This is a genomic window from Bacillota bacterium (genome assembly GCA_013177945.1).
Taxonomy (GTDB): domain Bacteria; phylum Bacillota; class DSM-12270; order Thermacetogeniales; family Thermacetogeniaceae; genus Ch130.
The window spans coordinates 201,971-223,632 of the sequence record JABLXW010000008.1; the positions used below are offsets into that span (position 1 = coordinate 201,971).

At 61.4% G+C, this 21,662-nt stretch carries 22 protein-coding genes and 1 pseudogene; 5 read left to right on the forward strand and 18 right to left on the reverse strand.

From position 1 onward, the window contains the following. Nucleotides 1-45 precede the first annotated feature (45 nt). Together HPY58_05935 and HPY58_05940 are read right to left on the reverse strand one after the other, a co-directional pair. Nucleotides 46-300, reverse strand: a complete 255-nt coding sequence (locus HPY58_05935) for a hypothetical protein (GenBank protein NPV29195.1) — start codon at nt 298-300, stop codon at nt 46-48. Nucleotides 301-327: 27 nt separating this feature from the next. After that, the gene (locus tag HPY58_05940) at nt 328-597 is read right to left on the reverse strand and encodes a hypothetical protein (GenBank protein NPV29196.1); all 270 of its coding nucleotides are present in this window, start codon (nt 595-597) and stop codon (nt 328-330) included. Between the two features lie 571 nt (nt 598-1,168). On the opposite strand from HPY58_05940, the gene eam reads away from it, so the two are divergent. After that, entirely contained in the window at nt 1,169-2,488 is a 1,320-nt protein-coding gene (eam, locus tag HPY58_05945; GenBank protein NPV29197.1) for a glutamate 2,3-aminomutase, read from the forward strand. Between the two features lie 44 nt (nt 2,489-2,532). Here the strand turns inward: eam and HPY58_05950 are convergent, their stop codons facing one another. The 5 genes from HPY58_05950 to HPY58_05970 form a co-directional block, all read right to left on the reverse strand. Continuing rightward, complete coding sequence (locus HPY58_05950; protein ID NPV29198.1) at nt 2,533-3,321, reverse strand: glutamine amidotransferase; 789 nt, start codon at nt 3,319-3,321, stop codon at nt 2,533-2,535. Continuing rightward, nucleotides 3,290-4,789 carry a DUF1727 domain-containing protein gene (locus HPY58_05955; protein ID NPV29199.1) on the reverse strand — a complete coding sequence of 500 codons (1,500 nt, stop codon included), beginning with the start codon at nt 4,787-4,789 and terminating at the stop codon, nt 3,290-3,292. Before HPY58_05955 ends, HPY58_05950 begins: the two co-directional genes overlap by 32 nt. A 106-nt stretch (nt 4,790-4,895) precedes the next feature. Beyond that, the gene (locus HPY58_05960; GenBank protein ID NPV29200.1) at nt 4,896-6,191 is read right to left on the reverse strand and encodes an MFS transporter; all 1,296 of its coding nucleotides are present in this window, start codon (nt 6,189-6,191) and stop codon (nt 4,896-4,898) included. A gap of 97 nt (nt 6,192-6,288) precedes the next feature. After that, nucleotides 6,289-6,648, reverse strand: a complete 360-nt coding sequence (locus tag HPY58_05965; protein NPV29201.1) for a YgiT-type zinc finger protein — start codon at nt 6,646-6,648, stop codon at nt 6,289-6,291. A gap of 154 nt (nt 6,649-6,802) precedes the next feature. Beyond that, entirely contained in the window at nt 6,803-7,285 is a 483-nt protein-coding gene (locus tag HPY58_05970) for a MerR family transcriptional regulator (GenBank protein ID NPV29202.1), read from the reverse strand. A gap of 275 nt (nt 7,286-7,560) precedes the next feature. On the opposite strand from HPY58_05970, the gene HPY58_05975 reads away from it, so the two are divergent. The 3 genes from HPY58_05975 to HPY58_05985 are packed head-to-tail and all read left to right on the forward strand — an operon-like array spanning nt 7,561 to nt 8,612. Continuing rightward, on the forward strand, nt 7,561-7,746 hold the full coding sequence (locus HPY58_05975) for a spore coat associated protein CotJA (GenBank protein ID NPV29203.1): 186 nt from the start codon (nt 7,561-7,563) through the stop codon (nt 7,744-7,746). Nucleotides 7,747-7,764: 18 nt separating this feature from the next. Continuing rightward, nucleotides 7,765-8,025, forward strand: coding sequence for a spore coat protein CotJB (locus tag HPY58_05980; protein NPV29204.1), 261 nt, complete (start codon nt 7,765-7,767; stop codon nt 8,023-8,025). Between the two features lie 14 nt (nt 8,026-8,039). Next, complete coding sequence (locus tag HPY58_05985) at nt 8,040-8,612, forward strand: manganese catalase family protein (protein ID NPV29205.1); 573 nt, start codon at nt 8,040-8,042, stop codon at nt 8,610-8,612. 140 nt (nt 8,613-8,752) lie between these two features. On the opposite strand, the gene HPY58_05990 is transcribed toward HPY58_05985, so the two are convergent. Next, nucleotides 8,753-9,094, reverse strand: a complete 342-nt coding sequence (locus HPY58_05990) for a LysM peptidoglycan-binding domain-containing protein (GenBank protein ID NPV29206.1) — start codon at nt 9,092-9,094, stop codon at nt 8,753-8,755. Nucleotides 9,095-9,332: 238 nt separating this feature from the next. Between HPY58_05990 and HPY58_05995 the strand changes: the two genes are divergently transcribed. After that, nucleotides 9,333-9,590: a hypothetical protein gene (locus tag HPY58_05995; GenBank protein ID NPV29207.1), complete on the forward strand. Its 258-nt coding sequence runs from the start codon at nt 9,333-9,335 to the stop codon at nt 9,588-9,590. Nucleotides 9,591-9,808: 218 nt separating this feature from the next. Here the strand turns inward: HPY58_05995 and HPY58_06000 are convergent, their stop codons facing one another. The 10 genes and pseudogenes from HPY58_06000 to cdd all read right to left on the reverse strand — a co-directional run bounded on the left by HPY58_06000 (nt 9,809) and on the right by cdd (nt 21,606). Continuing rightward, entirely contained in the window at nt 9,809-10,849 is a 1,041-nt protein-coding gene (locus HPY58_06000; GenBank protein ID NPV29208.1) for a hypothetical protein, read from the reverse strand. Nucleotides 10,850-11,073: 224 nt separating this feature from the next. Then, nucleotides 11,074-13,323: a hypothetical protein gene (locus HPY58_06005; GenBank protein NPV29209.1), complete on the reverse strand. Its 2,250-nt coding sequence runs from the start codon at nt 13,321-13,323 to the stop codon at nt 11,074-11,076. Between the two features lie 250 nt (nt 13,324-13,573). Further along, a complete protein-coding gene (locus HPY58_06010) occupies nt 13,574-14,047 on the reverse strand; it encodes a HyaD/HybD family hydrogenase maturation endopeptidase (GenBank protein ID NPV29210.1) in 474 nt (157 codons plus the stop codon). A gap of 170 nt (nt 14,048-14,217) precedes the next feature. After that, a pseudogene (gene cybH, locus HPY58_06015) lies at nt 14,218-14,867 on the reverse strand (Ni/Fe-hydrogenase, b-type cytochrome subunit). A gap of 14 nt (nt 14,868-14,881) precedes the next feature. Beyond that, a complete protein-coding gene (locus HPY58_06020; protein ID NPV29211.1) occupies nt 14,882-16,309 on the reverse strand; it encodes a nickel-dependent hydrogenase large subunit in 1,428 nt (475 codons plus the stop codon). A gap of 10 nt (nt 16,310-16,319) precedes the next feature. Then, entirely contained in the window at nt 16,320-17,378 is a 1,059-nt protein-coding gene (locus tag HPY58_06025; GenBank protein NPV29212.1) for a hydrogenase small subunit, read from the reverse strand. A 626-nt stretch (nt 17,379-18,004) separates the two neighbouring features. Next, nucleotides 18,005-18,688: a deoxyribose-phosphate aldolase gene (gene deoC / locus HPY58_06030; GenBank protein ID NPV29213.1), complete on the reverse strand. Its 684-nt coding sequence runs from the start codon at nt 18,686-18,688 to the stop codon at nt 18,005-18,007. Between the two features lie 20 nt (nt 18,689-18,708). After that, entirely contained in the window at nt 18,709-20,076 is a 1,368-nt protein-coding gene (gene mgtE, locus HPY58_06035) for a magnesium transporter (protein ID NPV29214.1), read from the reverse strand. Between the two features lie 233 nt (nt 20,077-20,309). Beyond that, nucleotides 20,310-21,191, reverse strand: a complete 882-nt coding sequence (gene era, locus HPY58_06040) for a GTPase Era (protein ID NPV29215.1) — start codon at nt 21,189-21,191, stop codon at nt 20,310-20,312. Nucleotides 21,192-21,219: 28 nt separating this feature from the next. After that, nucleotides 21,220-21,606 (reverse strand): cytidine deaminase, encoded by a 387-nt coding sequence (cdd, locus tag HPY58_06045; GenBank protein NPV29216.1) that lies wholly within the window; start codon nt 21,604-21,606, stop codon nt 21,220-21,222. Nucleotides 21,607-21,662 lie beyond the last annotated feature (56 nt).

Genomic DNA, 21,662 nt, shown 5'->3' on the forward strand with positions numbered 1-21,662 from the left:
GCGAAAAACCGGCAGGGAGAAACTGCCGGTTCTAAAATTCGCACTTTACTTTTTCTCTTCGCAGGTGGTGGTGTCCATGGCGGAGCCGGGGTCCGGGCCGTAGTCAGGCCCCGGGTAGCAGGACTCGCCCAGGAGCATGCGGAGCATCGCCATTTCCTCCTGCTCCCGCCGGATCATCATCCGGATCATGTGTCTGAGGTGATGGGTCGGGACGCTTTCGGCGATCCTCTCCCAGAGGGCGAGCTCCTCCTCGTCCAGCCGCAGGACCTGCCTTACCTCGTGATGCCAGGTTCCGTTCATTGATCATCCCTCCCTCTCTTTTCGCGCTTACTCCTGCGCGGCTTCGCCGGAATCAGCCTTTTCCTGGTAGGGGTAGTAGTCGTAAGGCGGTCGGGGCGGCGGCATCAAGCCGTCTTCGTGGCGGCTGAAGGCGAGCAGGGTGGTCCAGAATGTTAGTTCCCGGACCTCGTCGCTGATCACCCTCAAGAGGACCAGCCGGACCCCGGGCGGAGCGGTCCGGGCGGCGGCCGTCAGCAGGCGGATCTCTTCAAGGTCGAACTCAACCGCCCTCCGTACAAGGTCGTGGTAATGATGCACCGGAGATTCCTCCTTTGCAAAATGGTGTTCTCAAATCTAAGTCAATTTATGCAAGCACCTGGAAAAACGTTCCACCGATCCTGTTTTTCCGGTTTCGTTCTCTTTACAAGGATAGAGGTGCATGGTATAATGTTTTCAAATAAAAAACGATTTACCGGGAACGCTGAATTCTCTCCACGAGAAGCGGGGGACCCAATCTTTGGGGTGAATCCCCGCACTCAAGCCGGCGCCCGTTTCCAGGCACGCGAAAAACTCACGAGAGGCGCCTTTCAAGCCCTGAAAGCAGCGCCTGGAAGCAGGGAGCGCATCCGGCGAATTGAGTGCGGGGTAGGGTTACCTTTCAACCCGAACCCGTCAGCTAACCTCGTAAGCGTGGAAAGGAATGGCCAAAGAAGGGTTCATTTGGTCCAGGGGAAATTTATGCTGCCCTCAACGTCTGCGTTCCGGGCAGTTTTCTTTTGCCGCGGAAACGCAGGCGGAAAAATTCTGCCGCAGGAACTGCAGCAAAAGCGCAACCGGTAGCCAGAAAAAATCAAATTGCGAGCCCGAGAAGAAAGGAAGGTGGATCGAGATGGCCCTGAAATTTCCGAACCTTTTCGAGAAGCATCCGGAACAGCATTCCGACCAGCATCCAACCTGCAAACACAGCAGAAAACAGCCGGAGAACCTGGAAAAGAGGCGCGCCGCCCTGGAACGGGCAGCGGAGCTGAGGGAAAGGATCCGCGACTACCTGGATGCGAAAAAGGCGATTCCGACCGGCTTCGACCTGGTGCCTGCCTACATGGAGGCCCGGGAGAGGATCTTGAGCGCCTTTGGAGCCGCAGAAGAGGACTGGAACAGCTGGCTCTGGCAGCTTTCGCACCGGATCACCAGCGTCCAGACCCTCGCCCGGTTCCTCGCCTTGAGCGACGAGGACCGGGAGGAGATTACACTTGTGAGCGGGCACTTCCGCTGGGCGATCTCCCCCTACTACCTAGCGCTGGTGATGTGCGACGAGCCGCACGGGGCGCTCTGGAAGCAGGCGGTCCCGGCGCGGCCTGAGGTCGCCGACACGCGGGGGTGCGAGGACCCGATGGCCGAGGCCTGGACCTCGCCGGCGCCGGGGATCACGAGGCGCTACCCCGACCGCCTGATCATCAACGTCACCAACCAGTGCGCCATGTTCTGCCGCCACTGCCAGCGGAGGCGCAACATCGGGAAGGTGGACTCCCACCGGCCGCGCCACGTCCTGGAGGCGGCGCTCCGCTACGTGCGGGAAAACGAGGAGATCCGGGACGTGCTGATCACCGGCGGAGACGCCCTCCTGCTGGACGATCTCACCCTGGACTGGCTGCTGGGGGAGCTGCACGCCATCCCCCACGTGGAGATCAAGCGGATCGGCACCAGGGTCCCGGTGACCCTGCCGCAGCGGATCACCCCGGCTCTCTGCGCAGTCCTGGAGAAGTACCCGCCCATCTACATCAACACCCAGTTCAACCACCCGCGGGAGGTCACCCCGGAAGCGAAGCAGGCCTGCGACATGCTGGTGCGCGCCGGGGTGGTTTTGGGGAACCAGGCGGTGCTGCTGCGGGGGGTGAACAACGACCCCCACGTGATGAAGAAGCTCAACCAGGAGCTTTTAAAGATCCGGGTGCGGCCCTACTACATCTTCCACGCCAAGAACGTCAGGGGCACCAGTCACTTCATCACTTCGGTGGACGAGGGGCTGGAGATCATGGAACAGCTGCGGGGCTACACCTCAGGCCTTGCCGTCCCCACGTACATCATCAACGCCCCCTGCGGGATGGGGAAGACGCCCATCGCCCCCAACTACCTGCTGGGGAAAAAGGGGAACCGGCTCCTGCTCAGGACCTGGGAGAACAAGATCATCCCCTACGAAATCCCCTCGTAAAGGAAAGGCCCGCGCTCTCCGGGCTGCCCGGCTTCGGCTTGAACTCAGCGCACCCGGATGAAGCCCTTTTGCAGGCGTTTTTTCATGACATCGTGGGCGTGGAGCTCGAGGGTGTCGTCGAGGGGAGCGAGTGGAACCTCCCCGCAGCGGCGCGCGAGGGCGCGCCTCAAGAGCAGGTCGGCGAAGTGGGGGTTTTTCGCAAGAAACGGCCCGTGCAGGTAGGTGCCGAAGGCGTTTTTGTACCAGACCCCCTCGCTGCAGTCCTCCCCGTTGTTCCCGCACCCCCTGAGAACCCGGCCCAGGGGCCGCACCGAACCGCCCAGGAAGGTGCGGCCCGAGTGGTTTTCAAAGCCGACGAGGGTGGAAGGGGGTCCGGCCCCGCCCCGGCCGTAAATCTGCCTAATCTCGGTTTGAAGCTCCGGCGCAAGCCGGAGCAGAACGTTCCCCTTCAACCTCTTCCCCCCCGCCTCGGTGTAGAGGTCGAAGAGGCCCACGCCAGGCAGGACCGCGCCGTCCCGCGCCCTGTAGTACCGCCCCAGGAGCTGGTACCCCCCGCAGATGCTCAGGATCACCACCCCCGCCTCGGCCGCCTCGACGAGAAAAGGCCCCTTCTTCTCCAGGTCCCTGCTCACCAGGCCCTGCTCGAGGTCGGCTCCGCCCCCCAGGAAGATGAGGTCGTAGCCGGCGAACCTCACCCGGTCGTTGAGGGAGACGGCGTCCAGCTCCACCCGGATCCCGCGCCAGGCTGCCCGGCGGCAGATGATGAGCACGTTCCCCCGGTCCCCGTATAAATTCAAAAGATCAGGGTAGAGATGGCAGACCCTGAGCCGCACCCTTCTCCACCCTCCTTCCCCGGCGGCGCAGGAGCCCGGCGTACGGGAAAAGATTCGTATAGGTCGCCAGCACGTAGAGCTCCTCCGCTTCCGGTGCCTCCTGCGCCAGCATCCTGAGGCTCGCGGCGCGGTCCGGAGCCAGCGCCAGCCGCCCGGGGTCGATCCCGGCGTACTTCAGGCAGACTGCCAGGTCCGCGGCGCGCCGGCCCGCGCAGATGATCTTTTTGAGGCGCGCCCCTGCCAGCCTTGCGAAGTCGGCGTCCCAAAGCCACGAAACATCCCTCCCGTCGGCGGCCAGGTCGTTGATGGCGATCACCAGCGCCTTCTCCGTCTCCCGCGCCAGGATGGTCTTCAGCACCTCGTTCACGCCGGCGGGGTTCTTGATCAGGGCGAGGGTGCAGGGGCGCCCCGCGAAGAAGAACTCCTCCATCCGCCCCGGCGCCGGGGTGTAGTCCAGCAGGGCGGCCTTCAGGTCGGCTGCAGGCACGCCGAGGGTCAGAGCGGCGGCGGCCGCCCCCAGGACGTTGTAAACGTTGTAGAACCCCCGCAGGGGGGCCTTGAGGAGAATTGATGTGCCGCCTTGCGGCGGCAGGGATGGGGAAGCCGGAGGCTGATAGTGCAGGGTAAATGCCAGCACGTCGCCGGCGCTCACCCCGGCGGCGGCAAAACTCAGGTCCGGCCGCCGGAAGCCGCACCCGGGGCAGAAGTAGTCTCCAAGCTGGCCGTAGTGGTAGTAGCGGTACTGCAGGGCGGCCCCGCAGAAGAGGCAGAACCTCGCCTCCCGGGTCTCCCCGGAGTCCGCCCCCCGGCCCTCCCAGGAGCCGGCGCCGGGCTCCGGAGCGGCGTCCCGGAGCACGCCGAAGCAGCGCGCCCGCGGGTGGCCGCGGCCCACCGCCGCCGCGAGGGGATCGTCCCCGTTCAGGATCAGGGTGGCGCCGGGCAGTTCCGTCACCGCGCTCCGCAGCAGAGCCGTCGTGCGCTCCAGCTCCCAGTAGCGGTCGAGCTGGTCGCGGAAGTAGTTGGTCACGATCACGATCTCAGGCCGGGCGGCGGCGAAGACCTTCCCGACGCTCCCCTCGTCCACCTCGAGGAGCGCCACCCGGCTCCGGGGCCTCCCCAGCCAGTCGCAGTCCCGGAGCAGGGCTGCCGCCGCGCCGGGCAGCATGTTGGCGCCCTCGGCGTTGTGGGCTACCCGCACCCCGGCCTTTCGCAAAACGTGCGCCAGGAGGTTGGCGGTGGTGGTCTTGCCGTTGGTCCCCGTCACCGCCAGCACCCTCTCGTAGCCGGGCGCCAGGAACCGGACAAGCCCGGGAAAGATCTTCAGGGCTGCCACCCCGGGCAGGGAGGTCCCCGGGCGCCCGGTGATCCTGCACCCGAAGGCAACCAGCCGGGCGGCCAGAAAGGCAAGGTAGAAGCGCAGCCAGAGCGCGAACTTTCCGATTGTCCGCTTCACTGCCTGAATTTTCATCATGAAATCCCCCAGCGGTGCGGTCCTGGCCCGGAAAGGCCGGTCGAAAACCCTTGAACAGAGCCCGCACACAGCTGCTGACAGCTGCCGCCTCTGTCCTGCCTCATTATAACTCCATTTCTTCCCCCGGTAAAGGAGTCCGGGAGGCAGGAACTCCGGAAGATCCCGGGGATCCGGATTCCGGCTTTTTCTGCTCGGGGAGGAGAAATGTGAGGAAAAGAGCGGGAAGGGGCAGGACCGCCACGAGCTTCAGGGCGGCCGGGACCCCCCAGAGGTCGGCGGCGCTCCCCAGCAAAAGCGCCCCCAATCCCCCCATTCCCACCGCAAAGCCCAGGATCAGCCCGGAGGCGAGCCCGACCTGGTTGGGGATCAGCTCCTGGGCGTAGACAACGGTGACGGCAAAGGTGGAGATCAGCGCCAGCCCGCTCCACCCCACCAGGACGGCGCTCCAGGCCCCCGTGCTGGAGGGGAGGTAAAGGAGCGGGGGGACCACCAGGCAAAAGGAAAGGAGCAAAAGGGTCTTCCTCCCCCAGCGGTCGGCGAGGGGCCCTCCGAGCAGGGTCCCGGCCGCGCCCGCAAGGAGAAAGATCGTGAGCAGCATGCTGGCGAATCCGGGATCGCTCCCCAGGCAGTCCACGTAGTAAAGGGGGATGAAGGTGGTCAGCCCCACGTGCATCCAGGAGCGCAGGGTGACGATAAGGACCAGGAGAAGCAGAGCCGCCCGGGCGGCTTGCCCGGGGCCGCCGGGGGGAACCCGGGCGGGCGCAGCGGCGGGGTTCAACTCCCTCCCGGCACTAAACGCCGCACCAGGGCGCTGCTCCTCCCCGGCGCCCCGCGCCTCCCCCTGGGTCAGGCGGGCAAGGGCAGGGAAAAACCCCTGCACCAGGAGGGCGGTGGCAAGGGCCGGAACCAGCAGGACGGCCACCCCAAAGCGCCCCGCCCGGGCCAGGAGGCAGGCGGCGGCCAGGGGGCCCAGGCCGAACCCGATGTTCCCCCCGACCGAATAAACAGAAAGGGCGGTTGCCTTCTCCCTTGTTCCGCTGATCAGAAAGGTCTGCTTGGAGCCCTCGGGGTGGTAGGCGGCAGATCCCAGCCCGCTGAGCAGCACCCCCAGGAGAATCAGGGCATACCCCGGCGCCGCGCCGGCCAGCGCCATCCCCAGCGCAGAGAGGAGGCAGCCCAGCGGGAGGAGCCAGCGCCCTGCATGCCGGTCGCTCCAGAGCCCGAAAAGGGGCTGGGTTACTGAAGCGCTCAAGTTCGCAACGAGGACGACTGCGCCGACCTCCGTGTAGGAGAGCCGGAACTCCTCCCTTAAAACCGGGAGCAGCATGGGGAGCGCCCCCTGGCTCAAATCGGTGACCAGGTGGCCGAGGCTCAAAAGAAAAAGGAGCAGGACCCGCAAACTTTTCCTCCCAACCCTCGAAGTGAAAAGGGTTCAGGCCGCCCCACCGGGGGGTTCCGCCTGCCTGAAAACCAGGGACTCATATGAAAGGCACTCCTCAAGCTGATCGCAATTTTGATTGAATGAAACTTACTAGAGAAATAACTTCATATAGCCTAACAGGCTCCTCGGATTCAGCGATTAAAGTACCATGTAGATCTAACTTATCTAGAAAGGAAAGTACATCACTGTTAGGCTCTAATAAGTTAGGGTAAATAAGTGAAGTTTTATCGGGGAATCTGCGAATTAATTCGTCCATTTTTTTTACTGTTCGTGCGTTGTATAAGGTTTCTTGGCAGTACTTACAATATAAAACCGGCACGTTGGTGATAGTGATTTTCCGGTTGTCAATTTCTCTAGTAATAGTTCTTCTTTCCTGAACCATGGATCGTCCACAACGACAAAGTCGTTCTTTCATGTTTTACCTCTTCCTTTCCCTGCCTGCTGTTATTACAGTTACGTACTTCATGTATGCAACCTCTACGCTAATCATTATGCCCCTTCCTTTTAAAGTATAACGGTTGCGTCTGCGATCCACTTTGCAAAGCTGTCCATGCTGCATTATAGCTATTTTATGTATCGAATAGCTCTTCTATTTCCTTAAAAGCGGGTTGACCATCTTTATCTACAAAAACTTTTTTTAAGAAGTCAAGGGTTTTATGTCCCTTTTCTATGGCCTCCATAAAGTGAACAAAAAAGGCAGCAACTGCCCCACGAGTAACCGGCTTATCCCTGGAAAAAGCATCCAGAGGATAATTATTAGTCATTATAAAGGGCCGGATAAATTCTAATGCTTCTTCAGTCCAGTAAACCGGCTCTTTTAACTTTTCCCTTATTACCTTGAGGGGATAACCTTTTTCTTTGTATTTACAAACTAGCTTTAATGCTGCAAGATGATCTGGAGAATAAACTGCACGCTTTATTTTCCCATTATGTTCAATTCGAGGAGGTTCCAGTAATCCCTTTGCGACATAATATCTTATTGTGCGAGCAGGGTTTTTACCCAAGCCTAACCCTAAAGCCATAGCCGCCTCAGCGAGTTCATTTAAGGTCATTTCAAAGCACCATCCTTTGACAACCATGTACTTTTATTTTAACTGTCATCTGACACTTTGTAAACTTGTCTGCATATAAATACCCCCCAAGAATTCGATTCAGACAATCAGCTTCAGGAAAATCAAGCCCCGCAAGAAATTGCGGGGTCGTTCTGTTTGGTGCATAGTAAGCCGAAAATGCAAAATGGGAACAAATTGGTGAAACTGGCACCAAATCGCCCGACCTGGCATAAACTACTGGTAAATGTTGGGCAAGCTGAAAGGAGCTGAGACTGATGGCAAGCGCAGACGAAAACAAGAGGGCCGAAGAGCAGGGCGAAGCCCATTCCTATCCCGGCCACCTGCACCTGGAACTGGCCACCGCCTACGTGCCGCCCCAGGCGCTCAGGGAGATGTACTCCCTTCCGGAGGCCCTGAGCAAGGGAACCCTCTTTCCCGAGCTTTACCGGCCCTATCCCTAAAGACGCGAGGTGGTTTCTATGAATCGCCAGCAAGTGAGGATGCTGCGGGAAATTCAGGAGCTGGAGTTTGCCGCTCTTGAGATGAACCTTTACCTCGACACCCACCCGGAGGACGAAACGGCCCTGAGCACCTTCAACAGCCTGGTTTCCCGCCTCGCCGGGGCCAGGCGGGCCTACGAGGCGGAGTACGGCCCCCTCATCAATTTCGGCCACTCCTCCCCGAGCCGCCTGCCCTGGCAGTGGATCGAAGAGCCCTGGCCCTGGGACATCGAATACTAAGGGGGGAAGAAGAGATGTGGCTCTACGAAAAGAAACTGCAGTATCCGGTCCGCATTTCCAGACCCGACCTGAGGATGGCCAGGTATTTAATGACCCAGTACGGCGGCCCGAACGGTGAACTCTCGGCAGCCATCAGGTACCTCACCCAGCGCTACACGATGCCCACGAACCGGGCGAAGGGCGTGCTGACCGACATCGGGACCGAGGAGCTGGCGCACTGGGAGATCATCGGAACGATGATCTACAAGCTGATGAAGGGCGCCACCCCCGAGGAGATCCGGCGCGCGGACCTGGGGGGCTACTACGCCATCTGGGACAGGGCGCTTTTCCCCGGCGACTCCAACGGCGTCCCCTGGACCGCGGCCTACATCAACTCGATGGGGGACGCGGTGGCGAACCTGCATGAGAACATGGCCGCCGAGGAGAAGGCGCGGGCCACCTACGAGCAGCTGATCCGCCTCACCGACGACCCCGACCTGAAGGACGGGCTGCGGTTCCTGCGGGAGCGGGAGGTCGTCCACTTTCAGCGCTTCGGGGAAACCCTCGACCACATCCAGGGCTACATGCAGAGCAAAAAATTCTTCTAGCAAACATTGAAAATGAGGACGGGCCGCTTTTTCCGGTCAGAAGCCGTTTCCAAAAAGCGGCCCGTTTTTTACAAGAAGTCATTCGCGCCCTGTTCGATGCCCGCCAGGTGCATGAAGGCAGGTTCAGGCAAATCATGCATTTATCCCGGGAGGCAGATCTTCTGGCCGATCTGGAGGTTCCGGGGATCGACATGGGGGTTGAGCTCCAGCAGCCTCTCCACCGTCGTCCCGAGGGCCCGCGCAATGCTGAACAGGGTGTCCCCGGCAGCCACCTCCCAGTAGATGCCTGAAGGGCAGGGAGGCAGTTCGGGGGGAAGGCAGATCCGCTGTCCGATCCGGAGGTTATCCGGATTGATTCCGGGATTAAGCCGCAGCAGTTCGGCCGGGGTGGTGCCGGTCCGGACCGCGATGAGATACAGGGTGTCCCCCGGCCCCACCTCCCAGTAGCGGCCGGAGGGGCAGGGCGCCTGGTTTTGCTCCATGCGTGAACACCTCCTGGCGTTTTTCCTGCTGCATTTTATGCACCGGATTCTGAAAAGGAGATACGATAAAAGGCTTTTTCAAAAAATAACCTGCGGGGAAGGGGAGTAAAATAAAACGGGGATAAAACGGCCGGCCGGTGCTGCAGCAAGATTGACCATTCCGTTCGCCTCCCGCAAAAAGCAAAAACCGCGATCATCACGGTCTGAATTGTGGTAAACTATCACAGAGGTGAAAAATATGGAGAACTTCCGGGTTAAGAGGATTTTAGAAAAGGATGGGGAACTGTTTCTTACCGGATTACCTTTTAAGAAGGGGCAAGAAGTTGAGATGATTTTCAAGCCAGTTAGTTTAAAAAAGCGCCAAAAGGCCTTTCTCACAGCTAAAAAACTTCTAGAATCCGGTTTGCCCGGGATGTGGGCCGACCGCCAGGACATTAAGGATAGCAGTGCTTTCGCCCGGGAACTGCGTGAGAAAGCTCAAAGACGCGAGAGGTAAAAATGCTCATTTTGGACACAGACGTTATGGTCGATATCCTCCGGGGCTATCAACCCGCCCTCGCCTGGCTTAACAGCCTTTCGGGTGAAGAGATTAAAAGAGAAGGATGAATTTAGAAAGGTCATTTAAGATAGGGTTCCAGGAGCCGGGCGACGGCGCGGGCGGAACCCGGCTTTTTCAGGCGGGAGGCCGCCTCTTTCATCCGGGCGCGCAGCAGATCATCCCCCAGCACGCGGCCCCAGGCACGCCTCAAGTTCTTTGAGATTCCGGGCGGCAAGGGCGGCTCCGGCGCCCACGAGAAATGCGGAGTTGGCCTCCTCCTGGCAGGGAAGCGGCCTGTAGATAATGAGGGGGAGTTCCCGCGCCAGGGCCTCGCTTACCGTCAACCCCCCTGCCTTGCTGATCAGGCAGGTGGCCGCCTCCATGAAGGAGGGCACCTCCCTGCTGAACCCCAGGATGAAAACCCTGTTCCGGCCCTTTCTCACAGCCCTGCGCAGCCTGAACCGGAGCCTGGGGCGGCGCACCCCCACCACAACCCCCACCAGGGGGGTGGGGAAGTCCGCCAGCATCCGGCAGAGCCGGGCGAGGTCCCCCCTGAAGTTGGTCGCCCCGCTGATCACCAAAACTACCGGGAGCCCCTCACAGGAGGGAGGAAAGTCCGGAAGGAGCTGCGCCAGCCTCTTTCCGGTGCGTGTTTCAAAGCGGGGGTCGATGGGAATCCCCGCCGCGGCCGCCCGCCCGGGCGGGACGCCGCACCGGCCGAGGCTCTCCACCATTGCTTCCCCGGCAACGATGTAGAGGTCGGTGCCGGGCTGAATCCACTGCCGGTGCAGGGTATAGTCGGTAATTACCGTGACCAGGGGGCAGCGGATGCGCCCCTGCCGCTTGAGGTCTGCGGCAACTGCCGCAGGCACGGGGAAGGTGCTGATTAAAAGAACCGGGTTCGTGCGCCGGAGGTACCGGAGAAACCGGCGCGCCCCGCACCTGTTGATCAGCTTTTGAAAAAGGGAACCGGGTCGGAGGCGGTCGGTGCAGGCAAAAAAACGGCGGTAAAGCCGCGGAATGTGGATCATCAGGTCGTGGTAGACGAACCTGGTCAGCCAGTCGAAGAAAAAGCCTGCAAACCTCAGGTAATTGAGAACATCCACCCGAACCCCGGGGCAGGTCTGCGCGAGGGCCTCTTTTAAGGCCTGAGCGGCCTGCCAGTGGCCGGCCCCAAAGCGCACCGCCAGGATCGCGACCCGTTTCGGCTCTCCCATTCTCAAGCCCCCAGAACGACCTCTTCCCGCCGGACACCCAACAGTTTGCAGGCATCTCTGCAAACAGGCAAACATCGAGTGCCCCGCTTCTTTCGGTATACCGGTTTTACGACAATTTTATGGTAGGCTGCAGGCAGGAAAAAATCAAGCAGGGATTCCCGCCTGCAACGGAACCAATGAACAATGGCCCAGCCCCGCCGGTTAAAGAGCCGGCTTAATGACGGCTAACGGGGGCCAGAATAAAGCAGGGACTGGTAGACGAGGGCGGCAACCTCGGCCCGCGTCGCGGGGGCCCCGGGCCGGAAGCAGCCCCCGCTCCCTCGCATGATCCCGGCTGCTGCCGCACGCTGCACCGCCTCCTGGGCCCAGGGGGGAATCTGGTGGGCATCTTTAAAGGCAGCCTGGCCGCAGGCCTCCGGAAGCCGCAAGGCGCGGGTGATGAGGACCGCAAGCTCGGCGCGGGAGATCGCCCGGTCCGGCCGGAAGGTTCCGTCAGGGTACCCCCCGATTACCCCCCGGCTCCAGGCAGCTTTCAGGTAGGGGAGCGCCCAGCCGGGAATTTCGTCCCTGAAGGGAAGGCTTACTTCACCAGAAACCGACCAGCCGAGGGCGCGCGCCAGAACGGTGACAAATTCGGCCCTGGTGACCGCCCGCTCCGGCCGGAAGGTTCCATCAGGATAGCCCCGGACCACGTCCCGGGCGATCAGCTCCCTTACGGGAAGACGCGCCCAGTGCCCGGCCACATCGGGCGGCAGCGGAATCCCCACCGTCACGGGAATCTCGACGGTGAAGCCTAAAAAGGAGCCCCGGATTTTCCCTGCAGCATCCGCGCTCCCAGCAGAGAACTTTCCGTCCCGGACCGAACCGATCTGTCCCTCCACCTCCCAGCTGACACTGCCGGCCGGGAGCGGCCAGACCCTCCCGTCCTTTCCCCGCACCTGCGCCTGCAGGGAAACCTCTTCTCCCGGGTTGAGCCTGACCACGCCAGGAGCCACTTCTAAACCTTCCAGGTCTGCCGGTCCGATCACCCTTACCCGGTGCTCCTGCCGGATTCCCTGAAAAGCCGCTTCGATGATCACGGTTCCGCCCTCCAACCCCCGAAAGCGGTTTCCTTCAAAGGCGCCGCTCCCCTCCCGGACCGACCATCTCACCTGGCCCGCCTCTACAGGGTAAGGGTTGTAGTATTCATCGTAACCCCGCACCTCGAAGGAGCAGTCCAGTCCGGCGAGCACCTCCCGCGGCCCCCGGATCACCAGGCCTGCGAGCCTTCCCCGGGGCGCGGTGGAAAAGATGCCCAGGGCATTGGGAACCGGGCGGGGCGTGCCCTGCGCCGGCCTGTTCACCAGGACGGGAAGCTCCTCCCCCAGGGGGCGCACGGCGAGGCTGGTGGAGCCTCCCCCGTCCAGGTTCAGGGCGCGCCAGAGGCCGAGCCGGTTTGCGAGAAATTCGGCCAGCTCCCGCTGGTACATCCCCCGGCTCTCCTTTCCTCCCTCGACGGCAACGAGATAAAGCCTCTTCCCGTCCCGGGAGAAGCCAACCGCAGAGCGGGCAAACTTTCCTTCAAGCTCCTTGCTGAACGCGGCCAGCGGCTCTCCTCTTTCAACCAGGAGGTTCTTCCCCCCGACGGCGGTCTGAAGCTCCTCACCCCCAGGCGCAACGCGGTACTCCACGGAGACGTGCGCCCCGGGCACGCAGGCGGCACGCAGAAAGTCCGCAGCCGCCCCGTGCCCCACCAGCACAAAGCCGCGCTCGGGAATGGCCACGGGAGGCTGGTCCTCCCGGACCTCCCGGACGATTCCGTCCTCCACCACCACTTCCACCCAGCCCGGCAGGTCGGACTGGGCGCCGGGGCTCAGCGCGCCCCAGCGGGAGTTGTAGAGGTGGAGCCGGCCGCGGTGGGAGACCTCCGCCCCCCCACCGGCAGAAACGGAGTAGCGGGGTTTGTTGACCCCCGCCAGGGGAAAGACGGCAGGAGATGGGGCTGCTCCGGCCCCATCATCCCGGGCGCCGCTGCTCCCGGCGGCGGCGTCCGGAGCGGTGCCGTTTTGGGTGGCGCTGCCTGCACCGACCGGCGGAACCGCCCGGACAAACCCCTCAAAGCGAAAGAGTTCGATCAGGGGAACCAGATCGCGGGTCAGGGCGAAGGCGTAAAAGTCGTCCCGCAGCAGCGGACTCGTCAGGACCTCCCCCTCCTTCACGGTCAGGCCCAGGGGGTGCTTGCCTTCTTTAAGGTGAAAGAAGTCCCCGTTGAGGGCAGCCACCGCGCCAGAGCGCCGCGCCTTTTCCAGCACCGGGCTTGCCGCCCCAAAGGTCTGGTTGTCGGCTCCAACCAGTACGTCGACCTTCACGTAGGGGTTGGTCAGGTCTACGCTCAGGGCGTAGATCTTTAAAGGGCCCTCATCTGTTTCCTGGATGAACTTCTGGAGCGTGACACCTGCTGCAACAGGCTCAGCAGCCACCTCCTCGCGGAGCACGGAGTATGCTCCGGCAGGCAGGGGAAGCCCCAGATAAAAACAAAAAAGCAGGCAGCATAAAATTGCCGGCCATCTGCTCCAGGATTTCCGCTCAGGTCTCATACGTAGCATCTTCCTGGCCGGGGCCGGAGACGCCGCCTGACAACGACGCTCCGGACAGCCCCGCCCTCACCCTCCTTTTAGCCATATCATGCAGCAAATGCTCTTTTTATATTAGACAGGCCCGGAGGGGAAAAAGTTCCAGCTTTTCCTAACCACCATTCTCATTTTTCAGCTCCAGCTCGATCTGCTCCAGCACCGCGGGAAGGCTGGCCGCAACCGCCGGGGTGAGCTCCAGCCCCCAGTCAATCTCCCCGGGCTCGACCCCGATGATCACCACCTCGGGAGTGCGCTGCTCCAGAACTTCCAGGGCCCTGATCACGTCTAAAATCCCCAGGTCGTGCAGGGAGATGGGGCCGGCCTCCCGCCCCTGCTGCGGGAGGCAGTCGGCCGGGGTGAGCCGGTAAACCGCACCGGGCGGCTCTCCGCCGCGGAGGGCATCCACAATAATGATCCTGTCCGCCCCCATGAGAAGCGGCAGGAGGTCGAACCCTGCCGTTCCCCCGTCGATAAGCTCCACCCCCGGGGGAAGGCCGCGCCCTCGCAGGGCGCGGATGGCGTGAATCCCCACTCCCTCGTCCTTCAGCAAAAGGTTGCCCACTCCCAAAACGATCGTTTTCGCCAAAGGCGACCCCTCGCTTCATCAGTTTTCCCGTAGATTATACCCTAATCCCGGTTTGGTGAAAATTGCAGGCAGGCCTTCTCAGGCAAAAGCGCCAGGGCCGGAAAGAAGAGAGGCCGGCAGCCTCAGGCCGGCCTCTTGCTTGAATTTCCACTCCGGCTTGCCGGGCGCCTTTAACCCTCCGTGGCAACCCCTTTGCCCGGCGCCGGCGGGGCGTGCTTCCTGTGCCTGGCGTGGAGATCCTCGGGAACGTAGCCGGTGATCATCCCTTTGATGTTGGCGATTCCTTCGGTGATGTCCAGGTAGGGTGGGCCGCCACGCAGTAGACGAAGATCCAGGCGACAGCGTAGTGGATGGCGCGGACGGCAAGGGGCCCCCCGAGCCACACGGCCCAGTGATTCAGGGCGGTCGGCCAGTAGAGAATGAAGCCGGTGATGATCTGGATGATGAGGAGGGGGACGAAGCCGGCGTACATCATCTTCTGGCCGGGGTTGTACTTCTCTCCCCAATCGGGGAGCTCGTCGCTCAGGAACATGTAGTACTTCATCAGGGCGAGCATGTTCGGGATGTCGCGGAGCCTGGGCTTAAAGTTCCTGGAGTCTCCGCTGATGAAGGCGTAGTAAAGGCGCCCGACGAGGCCTGCAATCACCGCGTACATGAAGATGAAGTGGATCTTCCGGGCGACATCCATCGAGGGGAAGATGGGAAAACCGTAGGGTGCGTGAATGTAGAAACCGGTCAGGAGCAGCATGAAAATGGAAACTGCGTTCCACCAGTGAAAAAAGCGGACCGCCAGGGTGTGGCGGTAGACCATGCGCTTCATCCTCCCTGCCCCCTTTAGTAGACCCGGAACCTGCGGAGCTTCCGGTCCGGGGTGATGATGTGGACGGCGCAGGCGATGCAGGGGTCAAAGGAGCGCACAACGCGCACCAGCTCGATGGGGTTGTTTGGGTCCTTCACGGGTGTTCCGATGAGCGCCTGCTCGATGGGCCCGGGCTGGCCCTGCTCGTCCCGCGGGCTGCCGTTCCAGGTCGTGGGCACCACCGCGTTGTACTTCGCGACCCGGCCGGCTTCGATCTTGATCCAGTGCCCCAGGGCGCCCCGCGGCGCTTCGGTGAGGCCTACTCCTGCTGCCCGGTTGGGCACCTTGTGGGGGGTGCAGGTAGGCCTGCCGGGCTCCAGCCGGGCAACCCAGTCTGCCATCGCCTCGGCCACCATCTTCGCCTCGTAGGCGCGGGCTGCGTGGCGGCCCATGACGGAGAAGGCCTTTTCTCCCAGGGCCCTGACCTGGGTGTTCTTGCTGACCCACATCCGGGCGAGCGGCCCCACCTCGTGGACCTTTCCGTCGTAGCGGGGGGCCTTGAGCCAGGAGTAGGCGCCTTCTTTGTTCGGGGCAGGGGTGATCACGCTTTCGCCGGGGTGCCTGCTGCCTCCGGTGTCGTCGCTGTACCAGGAGTACTTGACTTCCTCGGTGATGCTGGCGGGGTCTACGTCTCCGTCTGCCCCTTCGGTGTAGCGGCCCCGGGCGAAGAAGAGTGTGCCGCTGTCGTCAAGGGGGAAGGCGCCGTAGGCAAGGAGGTTCTTGCAGCCCCGCCCGATGTCCAGCCAGTCGCTGTAGGCTTCGGCTACGGCCAGCACGTCGGGAAGGTAAATGTTGTTGATGAAGGAGATCAGTTCTTTGAGGCGGAACTTGAATTCTGCAATTTTTTCTGCATCGACGACTTCTGTCACGCCGCCGGGGACGATTGTCCGCTGGCCGGGCATCCTGCCTCCGAAGATGGCGAGCATTTCGTGGGCTTTTTTGCGCATCTCGAGGGCCTGGATGTAGTGGTTCACTGCGGCGCTGTTGACCGCGTCCGGGAGCCGGTAATCTCCTGCGTAGCGGGGCGCGAGCGGCGCGATGTTGTCCGGCGCCTTCACGTAGTCCAGCGCGGCGAGGTGGTAGAAGTGCAGGATGTGGGACTGGATGTAGTTGGAGCCCAGGATCAGGTTGCGGATAATCCGCCCGTTGGCCGGGGGCTTGATGCCGAAGGCATCGTCCAGGGCGAGGGTCGCGGCTGTGGCGTGGGAAATCGGGCAGACGCCGCAGATCCGCTGGACGACCTCCTGGGCGTCCCGGGGGTCGTGGCCCTGCAAAATCAGCTCTATCCCCCGGAAGAGGGTCCCGCTGCTGCGGGCGTTGACGACCTTGCCCCCTTCGACCTCGACCTCGATCTTCAGGTGTCCTTCGATTCTGGTTACGGGATCAACAATCACCTTTGCCATCTGCTTTCACCTACCTTTCCTCTTCTTTGCCGCCGAGCCGCCCTGTCGCAATGTTGCCGATCAGGTGGGCGCCGATCCCGGCCACAACGGCGGCGCCAAGCACGATCCCGACCGCATCTGCGCTGGCGGTAATGTTGGGAAGGGGCACGCCTGGCATCCGCGCGTAGAACGGTGTGGCGTCATCGGGGAAGCCCTTTTCTGTGCAGGCAATGCAGGGCGCCCCCGCCTTGATGCACCAGCTGACGCCTCCGTTCCACTGGCGGTCGAAGCTGTCGCAGTGGGCCTGCGGCCCCTTGCAGCCGATCTCCAGCAGGCAGCCGGGCTCGCTGAAATTCTTTGCAAACCTGCTGTTGTCGAAGTACTGGCGCCGCGGGCAGTTGTCGTGGACGAGCCTGCCGTAGAAAACCTTCGGCCTGCCGAGCTGGTCAAGCTCGGGGACCTCCTTGAAGAGGAGGATGTGGGCGAGGCTTCCCACGATCCAGTCCGGATGGGGAGGGCAGCCGGAAATGTTGACCACCGGGGTGCTGATCCCGGCCTCGCTGAGGACCTCCCGGACCCCCCTGCACCCCGTCGGGTTCGGGTCTGCTGCCGGGATGCCGCCGAAGGCGGCGCAGGTTCCTACAGCAAGAACGGCGGCTGCCTTCCTGCCCAGCTCCGTGACCTTTTCTAAGAAGGTAACGGGCCTCCCGTTTTTCTCGCCTGAGGTGCAGTAGATCCCGCCGTCCTTTGTGGGCACGGCCCCCTCAACAACCAGATAGTAGTTCCCGGCAGCCTCTGTTTCTTCGATCACCTTCATGGCGAGATCTCCGGCTGCTGCGGAGATGTTGGGGTGGAACTTGAGGCTGATCACCTCGGTCAAGATCTCCAGAATACCGGGATGGACGGAGTTCAGCAGGGAGATTGAACAGCCTGTACAGCTTGCACCTTGAATCCAGAGCACCGGCGGATTTCCTGCAGCAGGTACGGCCCGCGCCAGCTCCGGCAAAAGGGCCTGGGAGAGGCTGACCGCGGCTGCGGACCCCGCACACAGCCTGAGGAAATCGCGGCGGCTGAGTTTCGTCACACCAATCCCTCCTTGTTTCTTTTAGAGATTCCGTAAAAAGGCTTCTCTGGTGAATTCTGTTCCCCCAGCCCGCAGCCCCCGGATCTTTCTCTGCACCTTGAAGGAGCCTGCCGGAGCTGGCCGCATCACCCCCCTCGCAAATGAGCGCATCTCTTGGAAACTGGAAGAGAAAAGCGGCAGGCGGCCCGCCGGTTTTTTGCTCGGCAGAGGTGTAATGACAAACCACCGGAACTGGGGTCGGGCGGCCCCCAGGAACAGGCGAGCTGCCTGCCGTGGTAAACGATTCCTTTTTGTCTCATTTTGAAACTAAACACCTTATCAAGAAAAAGATATGCAAATTTGGTGCCAGCAGAACCCTGCCCAAAATTTCTTCCGATGCGGTGCTTGCCGGTCGAAGAGTTCCCGTCGAAGAGTTCCCTCTTGAAGAAACGTTCGGCCCAGGAAGGGATCTTGTCTTATTCGTTAGAAAATTCAGACTTTTATTAATTACACGGCAAGCGTGATTATTTGATCACTTTATCTTTATTTCTCTTTTAATTCCAAAAATCCTTCTTTGGGAAAACAGATAGCGGCGTGGAAGATCAGTACCATAACTCAACGCCGCAGGGCAAGCGAACCAGGGAAGCAGCCTGCTAATTTTCAGGCTTGACCAGAGCCGGGCCGCGGCTTGTGCCCAAACGGTCGGCGCCGGCCGCAACCAGGGCAAGGGCCTGCGCCCGCGTTCTGATTCCGCCTGCTGCCTTAATTTTCAGCCGGCCTCCTGTCGCCTCACGCAGCAGGGCAACATCCTCCACCGTCGCTCCCCCGGGCGCGAACCCCGTCGAGGTTTTGACAAAATCCGCTCCCGCCTCCAGAATCAGGCGGGCCGCCTGGATCTTTTCGGCAGCGGTGAGGTAGCATGTCTCGACAATGATTTTGAGCAAAGGGCGCGCTCCGGACCGCCCGGCGGCGCGGACAGCCTCCACCAGGAAGCGCACCTCTTCCTCTACAAAAGAAAAGCGCGCTTCTTTTAAAGCGCCGATGTTGAGAACCGCGTCGATTTCCTCTGCCCCTGCGGCAAGGGCGTTCTCTATTTCAAAGACCTTGACGGCGGCGGTTTGAAAACCCAGGGGAAAGCCTGCAACGGTCACCACTCTGACCCCGCTCCCTGCCAGGAGAGAGCGGGCGAGCCTCACCCGGTCGGGCGGGACGCAGACCCCGTAAAAACGAAAATCCAGGGCTTCCCGGCAGAGCTGTTCAAAGTCCCGGGCGGTTGCATCGGGCCGCAGCAGAGTGTGCTCGATCAAAGAGGCAAGGTCAACTTCCCCGAAGGCCAACCTTTAGCCCCCCTTCGCTTTTATTTAGGAAACACCAGGCCGAAGATAAGGACTGCGAGGCCAAAGTAGACGGCCATGCTCACGATGTCGGTGAGGGTCGTGATGAAAGGCCCCGAGGCAACGGCCGGATCAAAGCCCAGGCGCTCAATAACAATGGGGAAAAACGATCCAAGGATGACGCCCACGAAAATATTGATGCATAAGGCAGAACCCAGGGTGAGAGCAAAAGGAATGCTCCGAAGCCAAAAATAACCGATCACGAAAAGAACTGCTCCGCAGATCAAACCAACCGTTAAACCAACCTTAGCCTCCCGGTAAACTACGGCCCACAGCCGGCCCTTATCGAGGCTGCCGGTAGCCAAACCCCGTACTACGATCGCGAGGGACTGGGTTGCCGCATTACCCGCCTCACCTGCCATGACGGTGATAAAAAAAGCCAGGGCAGTAACGAGCTGAAGGGCGCCGGAAAACGTATCAACCACTTTGCTGGCAACCAGTTCCCCGAAAAGGAGGCCGACCAGCCAGGGGAGGCGGAGCTTCGCCCTCCGCCAGAAGGGAGCGGTTATTTCCAGATCCTCGGGTTCGCCGCTGCTCGCCAGTTTATAAATGTCCTCGGTGGCCTCTTCCTCGATGACATCGATGACGTCGTCTACGGTGACGATTCCCACCAGCACCTGGTCGAGATCCACAACGGGGACGGCCAGAAAGTCGTACTTGGAAATGACGCGGGCGACCTCCTCCTGGTCGGCCAGGACGCTTACGGAGATCACCTTCCGGTGCATGATCTCCTCGATCCGCGTCTCGGGGCTCGCCACAATCAATTCCCGCAGGCTGATCACCCCGACCAGCTGCCCGCGCTCGTTGACAACGTAGACGTAGTAAATCGTCTCGGCGTCGGGGGCGGTTTCCCGGAGCACCTCGATGGCGCGCCCCACCGTGATGTCCTGGCAGATCGCCACGTACTCCGTTGTCATGATCCCGCCTGCAGTGTCCTCCGGGTAGACCAGGAGTTCCTCCACATCGGCGGCGTCCTCGACCTCCATCATGGTGAGGACCTTTTTCTTTTCCGCTTCGGTCAGCTCGCCCAGGAGGTCGGCGGCGTCGTCCAGGGACATCTCTTCGAAAATATCGGCAACCCGTTCCGCGCCCAGAGCCTGGAGCAGGGGGGAGACAAGCTGGGGATCGAGCTCGTTGAGGACTGCCGCTGCCTTCTCGTTGTCAAGTGTGACAAAAACCCAGAGGCGCTCTTCGGGCTTCAGCTCCGCCAGAACTTCTGCAAGATCGACAGCCTGGATCTCCTTCACCAGCAGGGTGATGCTCTGCAAGTCCTCCCGGGCAAGATGCTGCCTGACCAGGTCCAGGACTTCTTTCAAGTGCCTCTGTGCCATGGTAGAGTGCTCCTTTCCCGCCGGGGCACCAACCAGGCACGAGGGTGGCACCCGCGGCTCTTATGAATGCTGTTTAGGGTCTGAATCCAATCTTTGCACCTCCAAAAAATAACCCCTCTAGCGGGGATCTTAAAACCCTTTATTAACCTACCAGTTCCTGCTGCACCTGTCAAGCCAAAAAGCTCTTCCGGGCCGCCGCCCCTCCCGGACAGGGTTGTGGGCGCCTCCCCTTTTCACTTTTCGTAGCCCAGGGAGCGGAGCGCGATTTCATCATCTCGCCAGCCCTTTTTGACCTTAACCCAGAGATCGAGGTAAACCTGGTTCCCGAAGATTGCCTCCAGCTCCAGGCGGGCGAGCCGCCCGATCTCCTTGAGCATCCGCCCCCCTTTTCCGATCAGGATCGCCTTCTGGGATTCCCGCTCAACAAAGATGACCGCAGCCAGGTAGAGAACCTGGTTCGGCCGCAGCTGCATCTCATCCACCACGACCGCCACCGAATAGGGCACCTCTTCCCGCGTCAGCAGCAGGACCTTTTCGCGCACGATTTCTCCTGCAATAAAGCGCTCCGGCTGATCGGTGACCATTTCCGGAGGGTAATAAAAGGGCCCCTCCGGCAGATTCTCAACGATGACTTTCTTGAGTTCCTCGAGGTTCTCCCCGGTCAAAGCGGAAACGGGAACGACCGCCAGAAAGGGGGTGCGGGCAGAAAACCACTCAATCAAAGGGAGAAGTTCGTGCTTTTTGACCAGGTCGATTTTGTTGGGGACGAGAACAACCGGCGTTTTGACCCTGCTCAGTCTGGCGAGGATGTATTCTTCGCCGGAGCCCGGGGGAACAGCGGCATCAACGACGTAGAGAACCAGATCGACCTCCTCCAGGGCTTTCTCTGCCACTTTGACCATGTACTCGCCCAGCTTGTGGCGGGGCTTGTGGATGCCGGGGGTATCAAGGAAAACCACCTGCGCCTCCCCGGTGCTGAAAACCCCCAGGATGCGGTTTCTGGTGGTCTGGGGCTTCTCGGAAACGATGGCGATCTTCCGGCCCACGATCCTGTTGAGCAGGGTTGATTTTCCTACATTGGGGCGTCCGATAATGGAAACAAATCCCGACTTAATACACCTTCACTCCCCTAAATTTTTCCCCTCATTCCGGCGCGGGCAACCGGAAGGCGGCAGGAAAAAGTTCCACAAGGCTCTTCACTTCCATTTCGAGGTTGTTCCCGCCGCGGATAATCCGCAGCCGGGGGGCGAATTCCGCAAGGCACTGGAGGCAGGCGCCGCAGGGCCAGACCGCCGCCGGAGCCCAGAGGGCAAGCGCCTGAAAGCGGCGCACCCCGGCCGCCACAGCCTTCCCCAGGGCAACCCGCTCTGCGCACAGAGTCAGGCCATAGGAGGCGTTTTCCACGTTGCAGCCCGTAAAAACGGTTCCCTCTTCACCCAGCAGCGCCGCTCCCACCGGAAAGTTCGAGTAGGGAGCGTAGGCGCTCCGGGCGGCCTGGGCTGCAAGCCGCAGCAATTCCCGATCTTCCACGCACGCTGATCCTTTCTTAAATAAATCCTGATCCGCCGCTGCCCTTCCCGCTCCCC